Source organism: Listeria welshimeri serovar 6b str. SLCC5334 (assembly GCF_000060285.1).
In the GTDB taxonomy this organism is placed as follows: Bacteria; Bacillota; Bacilli; order Lactobacillales; family Listeriaceae; genus Listeria; species Listeria welshimeri.
Window position 1 is genome coordinate 1,595,342 of record NC_008555.1, and the last position, 18,441, is coordinate 1,613,782.

Genomic DNA, 18,441 nt, shown 5'->3' on the forward strand with positions numbered 1-18,441 from the left:
TTTTAACGTTCCATCATTTGACAAGCGACAATAGCTTTTCCGGTCAAAATTCCTTCTAAGTATAGCTCCACATCTAACTTACCAGCTTTACGTCCCATTTCTAATATTCGCGGTTTAATAACAATTGTCGCGTCCATTTGAACAGGTTTAAGAAAATACATTGTTACATTTTCAATTGCCACATTACGTTTTTTCATAGAAAATAATTTTTGTTGTACGACTTCACATACCACTTGGGTAAAAACACCGTAGGATAAAGTCCCAAGCGAATTGGTCATTTGCGGACTTACTTTAAATTCATAATCCGCTTCTTCACCAGCATCCGCTTTTTCGGAAAGTTGATTCGCAATGGTATCATCAATGGTTTCACCGACTTGAGGTTGTTTTTGAATCATTTGCATGGATTTCAAAATGTCCTGTCTACTAACAATTCCGATTAATGTTAAATCATCTTTGACGACCGGAATGACTTCAATGCTCTCCCAAATCATCATATGAGCTACTGAAGCAACACTCATTTTCGGACCAACAGTTAGCGGGTTTTTTGTCATCACTCGTTCGATTGAAATGCTTGGATTTTTTTCTAAGATATCTTTACTCGTAACCATACCCGTTAGTCGCATTGCCCGATTTACTACAGGAAAACGACTATGTCCAGTTGCTTCTTCCATTTTATGCCAGTCTTCTACTTTATCGGATGTGGATAGATAAGCAGTTGTTTCGAGTGGCGTTAAAATATCCTCTACAAACACCACTTCTTTTTTTATCAATTGGTCATAAATCGCCCGGTTGATCATTGTCGCAACTGTAAACGTATCATACGAAGTCGACAAAATTGGTAATTCTTTCTCATCAGCTAACTGTTTCACTTCGTCGTCCGTATCAAAACCACCAGTAATAAGCACCGCAGCACCACGTTTTAAAGCTAATTCATGCGCACTTACTCGGTTCCCGACGATTAACAAGTTTCCAGCATCCGTATATCGTTCCATTGCTTCCACCGTCATCGCGCCAATGACAAATTTATTAAGCGATTTATAAAGCCCAGCACGGCCACCAAGCACTTGTCCATCAATCATATTTACAATTTCAGCAAAAGTTAACTTCTCGATACTATCTTTTTGTTTCCGCTCAATTCGAAGTGTCCCAACTCGTTTAATAGTAGAAACAAACCCAATTATTTCCGCGTCTTTAATCGCCCGGTAAGCAGTTCCCTCACTAACAGACAAGTTTTTCGCGATTTTTCGTACAGATATTTTTTCTCCAACTGCTAGATTTTCAATGTATTTTAAAATCTGTTCATGTTTTGTGGCCACGACTCGTTCACCCATTCCTATTTAGTTAGATTTCGATACTTTCACCAATTTCAAGTACTTTTCCAGAAATACCTTCATCCAGTGATGCAACAAATTTATGTGGATCTTGCTCAATTAACGGAAATGTATTGTAATGCATTGGAATAACTAATTTTGTTTGTAAAAACCGTGCCGCAATTGCCGCATCTTCCGGTCCCATTGTAAAATTATCGCCAATCGGTAAGAAAGCTACATCTAACGGATTTAATTCCCCAATTAATTTCATATCAGAAAATAAACCTGTATCACCAGCAAAATAAATATTTTTATTTTCTATCGTAAACACAACCCCAGTTGGAAAACCAAGATTAATTATACGTCCATTGCGAACTGTTTGTGAACCATGAAAAGCTTGTGTCAACTTCACTTGACCAAATTCAAATTGTCTTTTCCCACCAATATGCATTGCTGCAATATTTTCAAGACCATCTTCTACAGCTAAAAATGAAGCTAAATCTGCATTACAGATGACTGTTGCTCCAGAATTTTTAGCAATTTCAACTGTATCACCAACATGATCATCATGTCCATGCGACAGAACAATAAAATCCGGCATTTGCTCTTCTGCTTTTAAATCACACTTTTCATTTCCAGAAATAAATGGATCAACTAAAATAGTTGTATTTCCAGTAATAATTTTAATACAAGACTGACCATGAAATGAAATCTTCATGTTAAAAACTTCCTTCCCGATTAATTATTCTATGTGTATTATTGTACCACTATTATTATAAACTAATATATAACACCTCGTAAACTATGAGGTGTTTATTAGCAAAATATTTCCATCACATGTTATCATGATAGTGAAATCAATTGGAAAGAAGGTACAATAATGGAAAAAAATATCGATGTCTTACAAAATTGGTTAAAAGACCAAGGTGCCGAGGTTGCATTTTTGACAGATCCAGAGAATATCGCTTACTTCTCAGGTTATCATAGCGAGCCTCATGAACGTGTACTTGGTTTAGCCGTATTCCCTGAAAGTGAACCGTTTTTATTTACGCCAGCATTAGAGGTAGAAGATTTGCGTGGCGGCGATTGGACACATCCTGCATATGGATATAACGATACAGAAAATCCGTTCACCATCATTGCAGATGAAATCAAAAAACGTGTAGCAAATCCAACTAAATTTGCTATTGAAAAAAAACATATGAGTGTAGACCGTTTTGAACAATTAAGCGGACTCTTCTCGGGTTGCTCTTTTATTCCGATTGAACACAAGATTGAACAAGTTCGTCTTATTAAAACAGAAGCAGAACTGAAGATTTTAAAAGAAGCTGCTTTACTTGCTGATTACGCAGTACAAGTAGGTGTAGACGAAATCGCAGAAGGTAAAACAGAAGCAGAAATCGTTGCAAAAATCGAATATGAAATGAAGAAAAAAGGCGTAACGGCGATGTCTTTCGATACGATGGTACTAACTGGAAAAAATGGCGCCTTGCCTCATGGGACACCTGGTGAAACAAAAATCAAAAAAGGCGATTTAGTTTTATTTGATTTAGGTGTTGTTCACAAAGGCTATTGCTCTGATATTACACGTACAGTTGCTTTTGGTGATATTTCTGATGAACAGAAAAAAATTTATGACACTGTTTTAGAAGCACAAGTTTCTGCAGTGGAAAAAGTAAAAGCTGGAGTGAAAGCAAGCGAAATCGACTTAACTGCTAGAAATATTATTCGTGAAGCTGGATACGGCGATTATTTCCCACATCGTCTTGGTCATGGACTTGGCGCGAGTGTGCATGAATTCCCTTCTATTACGGAAACAAACAATATGGAGTTACAAGAAAATATGGTATTTACTATTGAGCCTGGTATTTATGTTCCAGGTGTTGCTGGTGTGCGTATTGAAGATGACCTCGTTGTCACAAAAGATGGTGTACAAGTACTGACAGAGTTTCCGAAAACATTACAAGTAATCAAATAATAAAACAGCGAACTTCCTCTGGGAAGTTCGCTGTTTTATTAAAGTAATTCTTTACTATCTGTATAAACTAATCCAAGTGAGTCAGCAACAGCTTTATAAGTAATATGACCTTGATAAGTATTTAAACCACGAAGTAAGTATGGGTCTTTTTTCACTGCTATTTCAAGTCCTTGATTGGCCAGTTTTAATCCGAATGGTAATGTTGCATTTGTAAGTGCTAAAGTAGACGTCCGCGGAACTGCTCCTGGCATGTTCGCAACCGCATAATGTAGCACGCCATATTTTTCATAAGTTGGATTATCATGAGTGGAAACATGGTCGGTTGTTTCAAAAATCCCACCTTGATCAATTGCGATATCTACTAGCACTGAACCTGGAATCATTTGTTTAATAACGTGCTCTTTAACAAGTTTCGGCGCTTTTGCTCCTGGAATTAATACTGCCCCAATAACTAAGTCCGCCTTTTTCACAGCTGTTTCAATATTAAAATCATTTGACATTAATGTTTGTACCTGATTACCAAAAATATCATCTAATTCGCGAAGTCGTTTTAAATTCATATCCAGAATCGTTACATTTGCGCCTAAACCTGCTGCGATTTTAGCTGCATTTGTTCCAGCAATTCCACCGCCAATAATAACCACTTCGCTTTTCTCCACTCCAGGAACTCCGCCTAAAAGCACACCCATTCCACCATTCGTTCTTTGTAAAAATTGGGCACCGATTTGCGCTGCCATTCGTCCAGCAACTTCACTCATTGGCGAAAGTAATGGCAATGAATGATCCGCAAGTTCTACTGTTTCATAGGCGACACTATTTACTTTACTTTCCATCAAAGCTTTTGCAAGTGTTGGTTCATTTGCTAAGTGTAAATAAGTGAAAAGTAATAGATTTTCTTTAAAATAAGTATACTCTGATGCAATTGGTTCTTTCACTTTTACAACCATGTCCACATCCCAAGCTTCTTTAGCCGTTTCAACAATTTTTGCTCCCGCTTGCACAAAATCAGCATCTTGATAATTAGAGCCAATCCCCGCGCCTTTTTCAATATATACAGTATGACCTGCATTCACATAAGAAAAAACACTTGCCGGGGTCATCGCTACCCTATTCTCATTATTTTTTATCTCTTTTGGTACGCCGATTAACATGAAAATCACTCTCCTCAGTATAGGTATAATAGACTATAAAAGATTTTCTACACCCCCATGCTAACACAATATACCTAAGTTGTAAAAAATTAACTAATCGAAATTCAAACAAAAGATTTAGAAAAAATACAAAATATCTATGGAAAGTTAATTTATTTTTCATTTTATGGTTCTTTTAGGAAAAAAAGGGTAAAATATAAATATAGAAGATACATATATCTTGATTGGAGGAATTATTATGTTACAGCAATACGAAAGAGTTTTAGTAGCAGTTGATGGATCCAAAGAAGCAGAAAGAGCCTTCCAAAAAGCAATTCAAGTGGCTAATCGTAACGATGCAGCGCTTGGTCTAGTTCATGTTATTGATACACGCGCATTTTCATCTGTTGCCAATTATGATACTAGCATGGCTGACAAAGCTACTGAATATGCGGATGAATTACTGAGTGGTTATAAAGAAGATGCCTTAAAAGCAGGAGTAACAAAAGTAGAAAGCTACATCGAATATGGTTCACCAAAAACAGCTATTACAAAAGAAGCAGCAAAAGCTTTCCAAGCAGATTTGATCATGTGTGGCGCTACTGGCCTAAACGCCGTAGAACGGTTATTGATTGGTAGTGTATCTGAATATATTATTCGCCACTCCCCTTGTGATGTTCTTGTTGTTCGTAACGATGTACCTGATTATAAATAAAATGAAAAAAAGCTCCTTCTTTTTAAAAGAAGGAGCTTTTTTGGGTTTTAACGGTTATTTTTAATTGTTTCTACATCACGAGCAATCATTAATTCTTCGTTTGTAGGAATAATAATAACTTTTACCGGAGAGTGTGGATAGTTAAGGAATCTTTCTTCTCCGCGCACTTGGTTAAGTGCTGGATCCCAATATACGCCCATGAATTCAAGTCCACGAAGTACTTTTTCACGAATGTAAGAACTGTTTTCACCAATACCTGCTGTAAAGATAATTGCATCTACACCATTCATGCGAGCTGCATAAGAACCAATGTATTTATGGATACGGTCCACGAAAACTTGAAGTGCAAGTTCTGCGCGGTCGTTTCCTTTCGCTGCTTCATCTTCTAAATCACGAAGATCACTTGAAATACCAGATACGCCAAGCATTCCAGATTCTTTGTTTAATACATCAAGTACTTGTTCTGCCGTTTTACCTGTTTTTTCCATAATAAATGGAATAAGCGCTGGGTCAATATTACCAGAGCGAGTTCCCATAGAAACACCTGCTAGTGGAGTGAATCCCATAGAAGTGTCCATTGATTTCCCGCCTTCAATTGCAGCAATACTAGCGCCATTACCTAAGTGACAAGTAAGTAAACGTAATTCTTCCACAGGACGACCTAGAAGTTCTGCTGCACGTTCGGATACATATTTGTGACTTGTACCATGGAAACCATATTTACGAATACCATAGTCTTCATAGTAGCTGTATGGCAAGCTGTATAGATAGCTTGCTGGTGGCATTGTTTGGTGAAAAGCTGTGTCAAATACAGCAACTGAAATAACATCAGGTAGAATTTTGCGGAAAGCTTTAATTCCAGTAACATTAGCTGGGTTATGAAGCGGCGCAAGTTCAGATAATGCTTCAATATCTTTAATTACTTGGTCATCAATATAAACGGATTCAGGGAATCTTTCTCCACCATGAACTACACGGTGACCTATTCCAGTGATTTCGTCATAAGAACCAATAACTTTATGGTTAATTAATTTTTCTAGTAGCATTTGAACAGCAATTTCATGATCAGGAATATCAATAATTTCTTTGATTTTTTCTCCGTCTACAGTAATTGTGAAAATAGAATCTTTTAAACCAATTCTTTCTACAATCCCTGCTGTAATAACACGTTCAGATGGCATATCATATAATTGGAATTTCAGTGAAGAACTTCCGGCGTTAATTGCAATCGTTTTTTCCATTTTGTTTTTGTCAATTCCTTCCATTATTGTTTCCTCTTGAACCAGTTCTCTATTTCAGCTAAAATCGGTGCTGTTACGCTTGGATCTGTTAGTGAAGAGAGATTGGCCAGTAAAACTTCTTTTGGCGGCTTTACATTTACATCCGCTTTTCGTAAAATCAAGATGCTTTTTCGTGCTTGTTCAGACTTAAACAGTGTTTCAGGTAATTTAATAATTCCCTCAATATGACCGTTTTTCTTGATAAACTTGTCCACCTTAGCAAAGTCACTAGTCCCAAACATTGCGTCAGGTACCAAGAAGAATAGATATCCTCCTGGTTTTGTGTAGCGCATTCCTTGTTCTATAAACAAGAAATGTGCAAATGAATGCCCTTCTTCACGGCAAAGTTCAAATGTTTTCGCATTTTCGTCATCCGGATAATAACCAACTGGTAAATCACTAATTACTATATCTACCGGATCCACTAATAAATTAGCTAATCCATCTTGATGAAGTAAAGTCATTTTTTGTCGTTGTAAATCCGCTCCTACGAGTGCAAGAGAAATAAGCAAATCATCTACATCCACACCACTCGCATGAACTGTTACATCACCTTTTAGCTCTAGTTGATTAATCACGGTGGTTAAAAGGTTTGCTGTCCCACATGCTGGATCCAAAATAGAGATATTTTTCTTCTTTCGAATCACTTTTTCAAGTAAATATGCCACAATAAATCCGATGGAATCTGGTGTCATCTGGTGATTCACTTGAATACCATGTTTCATGCCTTTAAGTAGTGCTAATTGAAGACCTTTGCGGATTTCTTCATTTGAGAAATTCTCGAGTTCGATACTTTCGTAAGACTCTTGCAATTTCAATTGTTTTTCAGAAGACAACTCTTCTTTTTGTAAAACTTCTTTTTGAAACAAGTTTTCTCCTGTTTCATAGACCGCTTCCAAATAGCTTATTTCAAGCTCATTTTGCAAGATAATAGCTGTATTATCAAGCACTTGAAATAATTCTTGCGTTGCTTCATTTGCCAAAAGTAACACCTCGAATTTTTATCATTACTAACACCACCAAACATTATACAGTATTTTCAAAGAATGTGAAAGGATTTTCTATAGTAAAATAGGAATTATCTACTGAGAATAATTAATTAGAATTAGTACAGTTTATTTTTAGTATTAATACAGAAAAAGCCTTCCTGTTCAAAGGAAGACTTTTAAAATTTATGCTTTTTTCGCTGCTTCAATTGCGGCTTCATAATTTGGATGATCACTGCCTTCTGGAACTACTTCTTTATATACTATTTCTCCGGCTGCATTAATAACGAATACGGAACGCGCTAGTAAGCGAAGTTCTTTCATTATCACACCGTATGCTTCTCCAAAAGAAAGATCACGGTGGTCAGATAAAGTAATAGCATTTGGCAACCCTTCCGCAGCACACCATTTCTTTTGTGCAAATGGTAAATCAACGGAAATGGTTAAAACAACTGTATTATCCAGATTGCTTGCTTCTTCATTAAATTTACGGGTTTGTGTAGAACAAACACTTGTATCAATTGAAGGAACCACACTGATAAGTCTCACTTTACCGTCATAATCGTGCAAAGTTACTTCTTCTAAGTCTCTATTTACCACAGTGAAATTTGGCGCTTTATCGCCTACTTTTCTTTCCGTACCAACTAACGTAACTGGATTATGTTTAAATGTTACTTGTGTCATTTTTCTTCCTCCTTTAATTTGAAGCTTCTATTTCATTTTAAAGAAGATAATCACTATAAGCTAATTTTTTGCTCCATTTGTCCATTTTTCATCTAGCTCTAAGTAACCTACATGGACTACAGATGTCGATTCCAGTAAATCAGCAATTCCTTGTTTGTTTGGTGTAAAAGCACATACAACATATAAAGGCCAAATTGTTTTTAATACAAACCGCATTGCTCCCTCTCGGAAAAGCACTGTTAGCCAAGTTAATTTCGTCCGATCTAAATTTACTACACGAAGACCAAAAAGCATTTTCCCAAGCGTTTGTCCAAAAAATTTAGTCATGAGAATAAAATATATCAAAAAGACAACTGTAGTTAAAATCCAATAAGTAGTGAAAAAACTAGTATCCATTGATAAATCCATTACTCGGAAAATAGGATTTACGATAATGCCGCTAATTGCTGTAATAGCAATTAAATCAATTATATAAGCCAAAAACCGTATCCAAAAGCCAGCAAAATATTGCTTAGGTATTGCTTCCTCTGGCGGAATGGCTGGTTCATAATGATAGACTTGACGCTTATTCTCAAAAGCCATGTTTTCGTTGCCCATTTGTGCTTCTCCTTTCAGATTATTCTCCATATAAGTACATCATCCTTGGTGCTTTTAGGGTTCCTGTTAATTTAATTAATTGTGTAATATCTGTATTTTGTCCAGTTATTTTTTGGGCAGTTGCTGAGAATAAAGAGCTAAAACCAGTTGGTTCATCATATTGGATGACAGAAGCGTTGGATAATTTCTTTTCTTTTTTCAGGGCTTCAAGGGCATCTTCTTGATAACCAAATGCGTCTATTAAACCATTTTCTTTTGCTTGACGTCCATCATAAATACGACCATCTGCAATTTTACGTACTTGCTCTTCACTCATATCTCGGCCACTAGCAACAACTTTGACAAACTCATTGTAGGAATCATCTATCATCGACTGCATAATTTTTTTCTCTTCCTCAGTCATTGGTCTTGTTGCGCTCATAATATCTTTATGAGCCCCACTTTTAATTGTATTGTCTGAAATTCCTAGTTTTTTCATTAATTCGCTATAGTCATAGCCTTGCATAATAACTCCAAGCGAACCAGTTAATGTCTCTTTACTTGCAAAAATCTTATCGGCTGGAGCTGAAATGTAGTATCCGCCAGAAGCTGCCATACTTCCCATAGAAACATAAAACGGAATGGAGCGTTCTTTTTGGATTTGTAATATTTTATCTCTAATTTGTGCTGATTCCATTACTCCGCCACCTGGTGAGTTGACATATAAGAGAACCCCTTTAATTGATTCATCATCTCTCACTTGCTCTAACTGATCCATAAAGAACGAATGATTATAGCCCTCTGAACCAAAAATAGAACTAGTTTCTCCTGTGTCTTGGATTGTTCCATCAACAGATAAAACGGCAATTTTATTTGGTCCGGCATCTTCAATTACTGTTTCTGTAAGTTCATTTGTCCCTGCAAATAAGCTATCAATAATGGCTGTTTCCTCTTCTTTTTCTTTAGCTGCAAACTGATTTGATGTCACTTTTGCTAATGCACTAACAATTAAAAGTGCAAAAACAATTCCAAGTGCAATCCATCTTTTAGCGTTCATTAAATTCTCCCCTTTTTTCATTTAGATACTGTAATAATACCAGTCCTCTTTATTTTGTACAAATTTTCTCTTAAATTGTGTCCCATTTCACTTTTTTACTAGATGAAGAAAGAAATTGCTTCTAAGTCATGTTATAATAAGTTTGTTGATTAAAATTGGATTCTGGAGGGACAACTAACATGGCAAAAACTATTTTTTATTTTTCCTATCGAAAAACAGAAGAACTACATGCAAAAGCAAAAGAACTAAAGAAAATTACGACTGATTATGGTTATGAATTAACTGATGACTATCAAAAAGCAAACGTTATTATCAGTATTGGTGGTGATGGTGCTTTTCTTAAATCCGTAAGAGAAACCGGCTTCCGTCAAGATTGTTTATATGCAGGAATTGCGCTAACAGAACAATTAGGTCAGTATTGCGATTTCCATATTAATCAATTGGATGAAATCATTAAAGCTGCCATTGAAGATCGTTGGTTAGTTCGTCGTTATCCAACTATTTACGGTACAGTAAATAATACTAAAGCTTTTTATGTGTTGAATGAATTTAATATTCGTTCTTCTATTATCAGAACCCTGACAATAGATCTTTATATTAATGATTCTCACTTTGAGACGTTCCGAGGCGATGGAATGGTTATCTCCACACCAACAGGAAGTACAGCTTATAATAAATCTGTAAATGGTTCTATCGTGGATCCACTTCTTCCATCTATGCAAGTAAGTGAACTAGCTTCTATTAACAATAACAAATTCCGTACACTAGGGTCTTCTTTCATTCTTAGTCCAAAACGTAAACTACGTATTGAGATTGCGTCTGAAGAAGGGAATAATGAGTTCCCAATGATTGGAATGGACAGTGAAGCACTTAGCATTCAACATGTTCATGAGGTAAACCTAGAAGTAGGCGATCGTTTTATCAATATTATCAAACTTCCGAAAAATTCTTTCTGGGATAAAGTTAAGCGTAATTTCTTATAATAAAAAGAGTCTGGCGTAGCTGCCAGACTCTTTTTATTTTGCTTCCAAAATAGCTGCTAGTAATGCTTTTTGTGCGTGAAGTCTATTTCCTGCTTGTTGATAAATAACCGAATGCTCTCCGTCAATAATTTCCGTTGTCACTTCTTCTTCCCGATGTGCTGGTAAACAATGTAAAAAATGATAATCCGGCTTTGCAACACTCACTAAATCAGCATTCACTTGGTATTTTTTACCAAAATCTGCCAAACGTTTTGCATTTTCATCCTCCTGGCCCATACTTGTCCAAACATCAGTGTAAATAAAATCAGCATCTGTAGCCGCCATTTTCGGGTCCTCAGTTATCAAAATATTAGCGCCACTTTGGTCTGCCAATTTTTTTGCAGTAGCGAGAATTGTTTCGTCGACCTCATACCCTTTTGGCATCGCAAGGCGAATATCTAAACCAACCATCGCACTAGCTAAAAGTAATGAATGGCACACATTATTACCATCACCGATATAGGCTAATTTGATACCTTCCAACTGATCTTTCCATTCATAAATAGTCATTAAATCTGCCAACGCCTGACATGGATGATGTAAATCAGTTAAGCCATTAATTAGCGGAATTGCCGCATGATGTGCTAATTCTTCTACTTTTTCATGACTAAACGTCCGAATCATTATCGCATCAATATATTCTGACATCACATGTGCCGTATCTTTAATTGGTTCCCCGCGACCAATTTGCAATTCTTTGGAACTCATCACAATTGCTTGCCCACCTAATTGTAAAATTCCCGCCTCAAAAGAAACCCGTGTTCTTGTAGAAGGTTTATCAAATATCATTCCTAAAATTTTCCCACTTAAAATATGACTATAATGAGCTGGATTCGTCTTCATCGCGACAGCTAACTTAATAATATCTATCAATTCTTCTTTGTTCCATTCAAGCAAACTGAGCATATCTTTACCAGTTGTATTATTTTTAGCATACATTGTCATCCCTCTTCACTCCCAATCAATTGGTTTTCCAAAACGTTTTTCAATAAATGAGCGGCTTGATCGATTTCTGCATAACTAACGGTTAAAGGCGGCAAGATTCTAAGCACATTTGGCCCAGCAGTTAGTATTAATAACCCATTATCTCGTAGTTCCTTTACAACTGGTTCTGCCGTATTTTCCAGTTCTATTCCTATAAGAAAACCTTCGCCGCGAACAGCTGAAACATTATCTAATACTTCCACATCTTCTTCCAACAAGTTTCTGAAATAATCCGCTTTGGCATTTACATCTTCGAGAAATCCCGCTTGCTTCATTGTTAATAAAATCTCTTTTGCACAAGCAAGTGCCAGTTTGTTTCCTCCAAAAGTAGAACCATGGCTTCCTGCACCAAAAGCGCTACTTAAGTTTACTTTTCCAACCATTGCTCCAATCGGCAAGCCATTTCCAAGTCCTTTTGCTAAGGTGAATATATCCGGATCTAAACCAATTTGCTCAAAACCATAAAGAGTTCCTGTTCGACCCATCCCTGTTTGGACTTCATCAATAATTAATAGCGCGCCCACTTTTTTGCAAAGCATTTGAACTTCTAGTAACCATGCTGCATTTGCTGGGATTACGCCACCTTCCCCTTGAATAATTTCTAACATGACAGCAGCTGTGTTTTCATCTAATTCTTCTCGAAAAGCTTTTATATTATTGTAAGGTACGTATGTAAATCCGGGAACCAGTCCTCCGAAACCTTGATTAATTTTCGCTTGTCCTGTAGCTGACATAGAACCGAATGTGCGGCCATGGAAAGATTTTTCAAAAGTGATTATTTTCTCTTTACCTGTATATTTTCTTGCTAATTTAAGAGCAGCCTCATTAGCTTCTGTTCCGCTATTACAAAAGAAAACTTGCTTATTGTCCCCGTCAGTAATTAATTTTGCCACGCTTTCTTGTAAAGCACATTCGTATAAATTCGATGTATGCCAAATATTCGCTACTTGAAGTTGAAGTGCTTCTGTCACATTATCTGGGCAATGTCCTAAGTTACAAACTGCAATCCCACTGGTAAAATCAAGATATGTTTTACCCGCTTTATCTGTCACAACAGTCCCTTTTCCTTCGACTAAATCAATGGGAAATCTATTATAAGTCGGAAAAACATGTTTCACCCAATCGCCACCTTGCTTCTTATTTTTGTTCCTGCATTTTCTAGAGAGTCTGTAATAATCACTTGGCCAACCCCATGTTTAGCGGCAAAAGCAGCACTTTCTAATTTAGGAATCATTCCACCTTTTATAACCCCAGATGTTTGTAATTTATTTATTTCTGTGGTATTAATTTCACTGATAATTTCTGATTCGTTTTTTACACCTGGGACGTCTGTTAGTAAGTAAAGAGCTTCTGCCTTTAATGCGCTAGCTACTTCACAGGCTGCAGTATCAGCATTGACATTTAACCAATTATAGGTGTTGTCTATACCAAGAGGTGCGATGACTGTAATGATATTTCCAGCTAGCAATTGTTCGATTAAATTGGTTTTTACTTTTGTGATTTTACCAACGAGCCCTAAGTCCCTATCATTCAATCGCTCCGCTTCCAGTAAACCTGTATCCCCAGCGTTCAAACCTATAACAGAAATGCCTCGTTTTTGAAAAGCTGATGTGATAGTAGGTTGCACTTGACCGATTAAGACCATTTTTGTAACTTCTAGCGCTTGTTGATTAGTGATACGTAAACCATTTTTAGTTTCAACAGGAATTTGCAGAGCCTCCATCATTTTTGTTATATAATGACCACCACCGTGAACAAGAACTATTTTCTTTTCTGCACCTTGCCACTCCGTAATTTTTTGGAAGAAATTTTCTGTTAAATTATCACTTGCTGTGCCGCCTAGTTTAATGACTATTATATTTTCCATTCTTACGCCTCCTTACGTTCGGTAGCATGCATTGATTTTGACATAATCGTAACTTAAGTCACAACCCCACGCTGTCCCTGACTCAAGACCGATATGAAGATTCACTTCAATAACAATATGTTCTTCTTCCAAGTAGGCATCTAACGCTTCTTGATTAAAAATTGTTTGGCTGCTATGATGGAGTATTTCTATACCACCGATTTTAATTGTAATATTGTCTGGTGCAAATCGACCACCTGAATATCCAATAGCGCAAATAATACGCCCCCAATTACCATCTCCGCCAAAAGCCGCCGTTTTTACGAGACTAGAAGAAACAATTTTTTTAGCAATCATTCTTGCATCTTCTTTCTTTGTTGCACCATTTACTTGGACTTCGATGAGTTTCGTTGCGCCTTCACCATCTCGCGCAATACTTTTGGCAAGGTGTTCAGTGACCGCTTGAAACATGTCAGCAAATTTTTCAAACTCAGCTGTTCCTTCTTCAAGTGGCGGATTTTTCGCACACCCATTTGCCATGACAACTACCATATCATTCGTAGAAGTATCACCATCTACGGTTATTTGATTGAAAGTTTTGTCTACTTTAACTTTTAATAATTTTTGCAATAATTCAGCTGGAATATCGGCATCTGTCGTAATAAAAGCAAGCATGGTCGCCATATTCGGATGAATCATTCCCGACCCTTTCGCGACCCCTGACATTGTAATCTTTTTACCAGCAATTTCAATTTGGAAACTGATTTGTTTTTGAAAAGTATCTGTCGTTAAAATAGCTTCTTCAAAATTGGCTGCATTTCCCATTTGTTTTTCTAGCATATTGATTCCAGCAATTATTTTTTCCATTGGTAGCATATCGCCAATAATCCCTGTCGAAGCAACTGCGACTGAATCAAGTGGAATTTCTAGTCTTTCAGCAGTTTTCGCCCGCATGGAAAGTGCATCTAACATCCCTTGATTCCCTGTACACGCATTAGCATTTCCGCTATTTACGATAATTGCTTGTAACTTCGCGTTATTTTTAAAAGAATCTTTTGTTACAAAAATGGGTGCGGCTTGCATTTGGTTCATCGTATAAACAGCAGCAGAATTAGCTGGAACCTCTGAATAAATCCACCCAATATCATTCCTTTTTCTTTTAAGCCCCGCATGTTTACCGTCAGCATAAAAACCTTTGGGCGAAGCGATATCCCCTTTAATAAGTTCCATTTAAATTTCCCCTTTCACGGATAGACTGGAATAAAACCTAATCCGTCATTTTCAGCAAAATTCGCCATTATATTTAAATTTTGAATTGCTTGACCAGCTGCTCCTTTGACCAAATTATCAATCACAGAAACAATCGTGATTACGTTTGTTATCTCGTTATAAGCAAGTCCAATATCACAGTAGTTAGAAGCAGTTACTTGTTTGACAGTTGGATAAACATTTTCTTTTTGGATGCGGACAAATGGCGCATTTTCGTAGGTGGATTCATATAGTTTATGTAGTTCTTCCCAAGCGATTGGTTTTTTCGGTCTTACGTAGATAGTTGTGAAGATTCCTCTTGTGATCGGAATTAGTGAAGTAGAAAATTGGATTGCTGGGATACTTTCATCCCATTTCGTTAATTGCTGCATAATTTCCGGAATGTGTTGATGAGAATTCATTTTATATAGAGTCATATTTTCATTTGTTTCTGTGAAATGAGTGCTGGTAGATGGTACTTTTCCTGCCCCAGATATACCAGATTTAGCATCTACAATAATAGAGGTAGGTTCAATTAACTGCTTTTTCACAAGTGGCGCTAGCCCTAACAATGTCGCGGTTGCATAACATCCCGGATTAGCAATAAAAGTTGATTCTTTATTCTCTCGAAATTCTGCTAAGCCATATTCCGCTCTCATTAAGTAGTTTTCTAGTGGCGCACTTTTCTCATACCATTTTTCATAAAGCTGACTATTCTTTAGTCGAAAATCTCCGGATAAATCAATGACATTTAGCCCTGCGTCTATATAAGGTAAGGCAATATCTTTTGAAATGCCAGAAGGTGTAGCAAGAAAAACTGTTTCACTTTTTTCGATGATATCTTTTGGATTTATTTTTTCTAAAGGACTAGCTTCTAAATTTTTTAGATGAGGATACAAGTTTGATAGTAAGTTAGTTTGGTTTGAAAAACTATGTAACGTTGCAATGTCAACAGAAGAATGCTGTTGAATTAAACGAATTAACTCTAACCCACTATATCCCGTCGCTCCAATGATGGAAACTTTCACTCTAACCCCTCCCGTTAATTATTAAAGGATACTTTTCATTATAATCATGTATATTTATAAAGTCAAATGGTTTTTTATTAGTTATTAAAACTATTTTATGCACTTAATTACGTTTTTATGTATTTAATATACAAAAAAACCGTTTACCCTATAAAAGGATAAACGGCCTATCTTAAAATAAATCTGCAAATTCATCTTTCACTTGTGTATTTTCCGTAATGTTAACTGTGATGGTTTCAATATTATCTAATGCTTTCGTTATTAAACTATCAAAATCAGTAAAACTTTCATAACGCTCGATTTTATCTAGTTTCGGTTTTGTTTTAGGGGAAGGTGGCGTAAAAATTGTACAGCAATCTTCAAATGGTTGGACAGATAAATTATAAGTATCAATTTTTTGTGCTATTTGAATAATTTCATTTTTGTCCATCGAAACAACTGGACGGATAATTGGAGTTGTAGTTACTGCATTAATTGCTAGCATACTTTCTAATGTTTGACTGGCAACTTGTCCCAAGCTTTCTCCATTAACAATTGCTAACCCATTTCTTTTACGACGAAGTTCATCTGTAATCTTAAGCATCATTCGACGTGTAACAGTCATAATCACACTTTCAGGAATTTGCTGCTTAATCATTTCTTGAATCTCAGTAAATGGAACAATGTGCATTTTCACTTCGCCGCCATATTTTGCTAATTTTGCTGCAAGATCCACTGCTTTTTGTTTTGCCTGTTCACTTGTGTAAGGTGGACTATGAAAATGCACCGCTTCAATTTCCACACCACGTTTTTGCGCTAAATAGCCCGCCACTGGACTATCAATTCCACCAGATAGCATTAACATTGCTCGACCTGATGAACCAACTGGAAGACCTGCTGCCCCAATAATTGTTCGACATGACAAAAACACGCCTTCTTTTCGTACATCTATCGTTAATTTCACATCGGGATTTTTTACATTTACTGATAAATCTTCTATATTTTGCAACACATAAGCACCGATTTCTTGATTTATTTCATTCGAATCAAGTGGGAACTCTCGGTGGCTTCGTCTTGCAGCTACTTTAAAAGTACCATTTTGCTCGTGAACATCTTGAACTAAGGCCAGTGCCGCATTTTTTACTTCATCTAGCTCTAAGTTCACTCGGACAGCTGGACTAAATGATTGAATGCCAAAAATTGGTTTCAAACGTTCTTCTGCAAGCTTGTGATCTTCCCCGTTCAAAATAATGTACATCCGGTCGCGTTCTCCGTGAATACGCACTTCTGGCAAATCTTTCATTGCCCGTTTTACATTATGCGCTAGCCTTGTCACAAATTGCTTTCTGTTTTTTCCTTTAGTAGATAATTCTCCATATCTAATTAATATACGATCAAATTCCAATTTATTTCACCACTTTATTTAGATTTTCAATAATTTCTTGCAATTTTTGAATAAAAATTTTCGCCTCTGACAAACGATTTTCATAAGAGAGACTCACTCTTACTGCACCAGTTGCCTCTTCATCTGTTACGCCCATTGCTTTCAACGTACTACTTGCCAATTTTTGTTTAGAAGAACAAGCGCTTGTTGTTGAAATGTAAATATCTTCTTTTTCAAGTGCATGAACTAGGACTTCCCCGCGATGACCTTTTGCCGAAAAACAAATGATATGCGGAGCGGCAACACTTTTTTTCGTATGAACGGTCATATCTGGCATATAAGCAATTTCTGATAGTAAATAATCGCGAATTTCGATTAATTCTGAGGTATTTTGTTCGTTTTCCAGAGCTAACCTTAAAGCTTTAGCCAAAGCAACTCCTCCAGCTAAATTTTCTGTTCCACTACGATAGCCCATTTCCTGACCACCACCAAGAATTTCTGGATGCAAATGAACATTTTTCTTTTTAAAAAGGACTCCCGTTCCACGCAAAGCATGAAATTTATGCCCTGAAAAAGTAAGTAAATCAATCGCCATTTGTCCGATTTCTAAAGGAACCTTGCCAATACCTTGAACAAAATCAACATGAAAGAAAGTATGTTCTCGATTAGCAATTGTTTCACCAATTTCTTGAAGAGGCTGAATACTTCCCACTTCATTATTTACACCCATAATTGAAATTAAAATCGTTTCTTTTGTTAAAGCAGCTTTTAATTCCTCTAAATCAATCACACCATTTTTATTTACTTGTAAATAGGTTACTCTAAAACCGTTACTTTCCAATTCTTCCATTACTATTCGCACTGATGGATGTTCGATACGCGAAGTAATAATATGATTTCCACGATTTTTATAACTATAAGCAAGCCCTTTTATTGCTAAATTGTTCCCTTCTGAGCCACCAGATGTAAAAATAATTTCTTCTGATAAAACGCCAAGCATAGTGGCTATTTGTTTTCTAGATGTATCCAGCAATTCTTTAGATTTAGCCCCAAAACGATGAAGTGAAGATGGATTAGCAAAGTAATTACTAGCTACTTTCGTATATGTTTCAAGCACGGCATCATTTGGCTTAGTTGTCGCACTATTATCGAAATAAATCATAAAAAATTGATTCTCCTCCCAAATATTCCACTCTCCATTTTATCATAATTCCAACACTTTCCAACTACTATT

The 18,441-nt window shown here is 36.4% G+C and carries 18 protein-coding genes; 3 read left to right on the top strand and 15 right to left on the bottom strand.

Annotated features, from left to right (window positions below):
• Positions 1-2: 2 nt before the first annotated feature.
• Together ytoI and LWE_RS08005 are read right to left on the bottom strand one after the other, a co-directional pair.
• On the bottom strand, positions 3-1,316 hold the full coding sequence (gene ytoI, locus LWE_RS08000) for a CBS-HotDog domain-containing transcription factor YtoI (RefSeq protein ID WP_041176350.1): 1,314 nt from the start codon (positions 1,314-1,316) through the stop codon (positions 3-5).
• 25 nt (positions 1,317-1,341) lie between these two features.
• Positions 1,342-2,028, bottom strand: coding sequence for a metal-dependent hydrolase (locus tag LWE_RS08005; RefSeq protein ID WP_011702375.1), 687 nt, complete (start codon positions 2,026-2,028; stop codon positions 1,342-1,344).
• Between the two features lie 162 nt (positions 2,029-2,190).
• Here LWE_RS08005 and LWE_RS08010 point away from each other — a divergent pair, with 162 nt between their 5' ends.
• Entirely contained in the window at positions 2,191-3,288 is a 1,098-nt protein-coding gene (locus tag LWE_RS08010) for a M24 family metallopeptidase (RefSeq protein WP_011702376.1), read from the top strand.
• Between the two features lie 38 nt (positions 3,289-3,326).
• Here the strand turns inward: LWE_RS08010 and ald are convergent, their stop codons facing one another.
• Positions 3,327-4,439, bottom strand: a complete 1,113-nt coding sequence (gene ald / locus LWE_RS08015; RefSeq protein ID WP_011702377.1) for an alanine dehydrogenase — start codon at positions 4,437-4,439, stop codon at positions 3,327-3,329.
• A 238-nt stretch (positions 4,440-4,677) separates the two neighbouring features.
• Here ald and LWE_RS08020 point away from each other — a divergent pair, with 238 nt between their 5' ends.
• Positions 4,678-5,133 carry a universal stress protein gene (locus tag LWE_RS08020; protein ID WP_011702378.1) on the top strand — a complete coding sequence of 152 codons (456 nt, stop codon included), beginning with the start codon at positions 4,678-4,680 and terminating at the stop codon, positions 5,131-5,133.
• 47 nt (positions 5,134-5,180) lie between these two features.
• Here LWE_RS08020 and LWE_RS08025 read toward each other — a convergent pair whose 3' ends face one another.
• The 5 genes from LWE_RS08025 to sppA form a co-directional block, all read right to left on the bottom strand.
• Complete coding sequence (locus tag LWE_RS08025) at positions 5,181-6,374, bottom strand: acetate kinase (protein ID WP_041176438.1); 1,194 nt, start codon at positions 6,372-6,374, stop codon at positions 5,181-5,183.
• A 23-nt stretch (positions 6,375-6,397) separates the two neighbouring features.
• The gene (locus LWE_RS08030; RefSeq protein ID WP_011702380.1) at positions 6,398-7,396 is read right to left on the bottom strand and encodes a class I SAM-dependent methyltransferase; all 999 of its coding nucleotides are present in this window, start codon (positions 7,394-7,396) and stop codon (positions 6,398-6,400) included.
• A 189-nt stretch (positions 7,397-7,585) separates the two neighbouring features.
• Complete coding sequence (tpx, locus tag LWE_RS08035; protein ID WP_011702381.1) at positions 7,586-8,083, bottom strand: thiol peroxidase; 498 nt, start codon at positions 8,081-8,083, stop codon at positions 7,586-7,588.
• A gap of 60 nt (positions 8,084-8,143) precedes the next feature.
• Positions 8,144-8,680 (bottom strand): RDD family protein, encoded by a 537-nt coding sequence (locus LWE_RS08040; protein ID WP_011702382.1) that lies wholly within the window; start codon positions 8,678-8,680, stop codon positions 8,144-8,146.
• 19 nt (positions 8,681-8,699) lie between these two features.
• Positions 8,700-9,716 (bottom strand): signal peptide peptidase SppA, encoded by a 1,017-nt coding sequence (gene sppA / locus LWE_RS08045; RefSeq protein ID WP_011702383.1) that lies wholly within the window; start codon positions 9,714-9,716, stop codon positions 8,700-8,702.
• A gap of 179 nt (positions 9,717-9,895) precedes the next feature.
• On the opposite strand from sppA, the gene LWE_RS08050 reads away from it, so the two are divergent.
• Entirely contained in the window at positions 9,896-10,699 is an 804-nt protein-coding gene (locus LWE_RS08050) for an NAD kinase (RefSeq protein ID WP_011702384.1), read from the top strand.
• Positions 10,700-10,732: 33 nt separating this feature from the next.
• On the opposite strand, the gene argF is transcribed toward LWE_RS08050, so the two are convergent.
• The 7 genes from argF to LWE_RS08085 form a co-directional block, all read right to left on the bottom strand.
• Positions 10,733-11,683 carry an ornithine carbamoyltransferase gene (gene argF, locus LWE_RS08055; protein ID WP_011702385.1) on the bottom strand — a complete coding sequence of 317 codons (951 nt, stop codon included), beginning with the start codon at positions 11,681-11,683 and terminating at the stop codon, positions 10,733-10,735.
• Positions 11,680-12,840 carry an acetylornithine transaminase gene (locus LWE_RS08060; protein ID WP_011702386.1) on the bottom strand — a complete coding sequence of 387 codons (1,161 nt, stop codon included), beginning with the start codon at positions 12,838-12,840 and terminating at the stop codon, positions 11,680-11,682. The genes argF and LWE_RS08060 overlap by 4 nt, the downstream gene beginning before the upstream one ends.
• A complete protein-coding gene (argB, locus tag LWE_RS08065) occupies positions 12,837-13,589 on the bottom strand; it encodes an acetylglutamate kinase (protein WP_011702387.1) in 753 nt (250 codons plus the stop codon). Before argB ends, LWE_RS08060 begins: the two co-directional genes overlap by 4 nt.
• Before the next feature lie 12 nt (positions 13,590-13,601).
• Positions 13,602-14,798, bottom strand: coding sequence for a bifunctional glutamate N-acetyltransferase/amino-acid acetyltransferase ArgJ (argJ, locus tag LWE_RS08070; protein ID WP_011702388.1), 1,197 nt, complete (start codon positions 14,796-14,798; stop codon positions 13,602-13,604).
• A gap of 14 nt (positions 14,799-14,812) precedes the next feature.
• The gene (argC, locus tag LWE_RS08075) at positions 14,813-15,844 is read right to left on the bottom strand and encodes an N-acetyl-gamma-glutamyl-phosphate reductase (RefSeq protein WP_011702389.1); all 1,032 of its coding nucleotides are present in this window, start codon (positions 15,842-15,844) and stop codon (positions 14,813-14,815) included.
• A 172-nt stretch (positions 15,845-16,016) separates the two neighbouring features.
• Entirely contained in the window at positions 16,017-17,228 is a 1,212-nt protein-coding gene (gene thiI / locus LWE_RS08080) for a tRNA uracil 4-sulfurtransferase ThiI (RefSeq protein WP_011702390.1), read from the bottom strand.
• A 1-nt stretch (position 17,229) separates the two neighbouring features.
• Positions 17,230-18,369 (bottom strand): cysteine desulfurase family protein, encoded by a 1,140-nt coding sequence (locus LWE_RS08085; RefSeq protein ID WP_011702391.1) that lies wholly within the window; start codon positions 18,367-18,369, stop codon positions 17,230-17,232.
• Positions 18,370-18,441 lie beyond the last annotated feature (72 nt).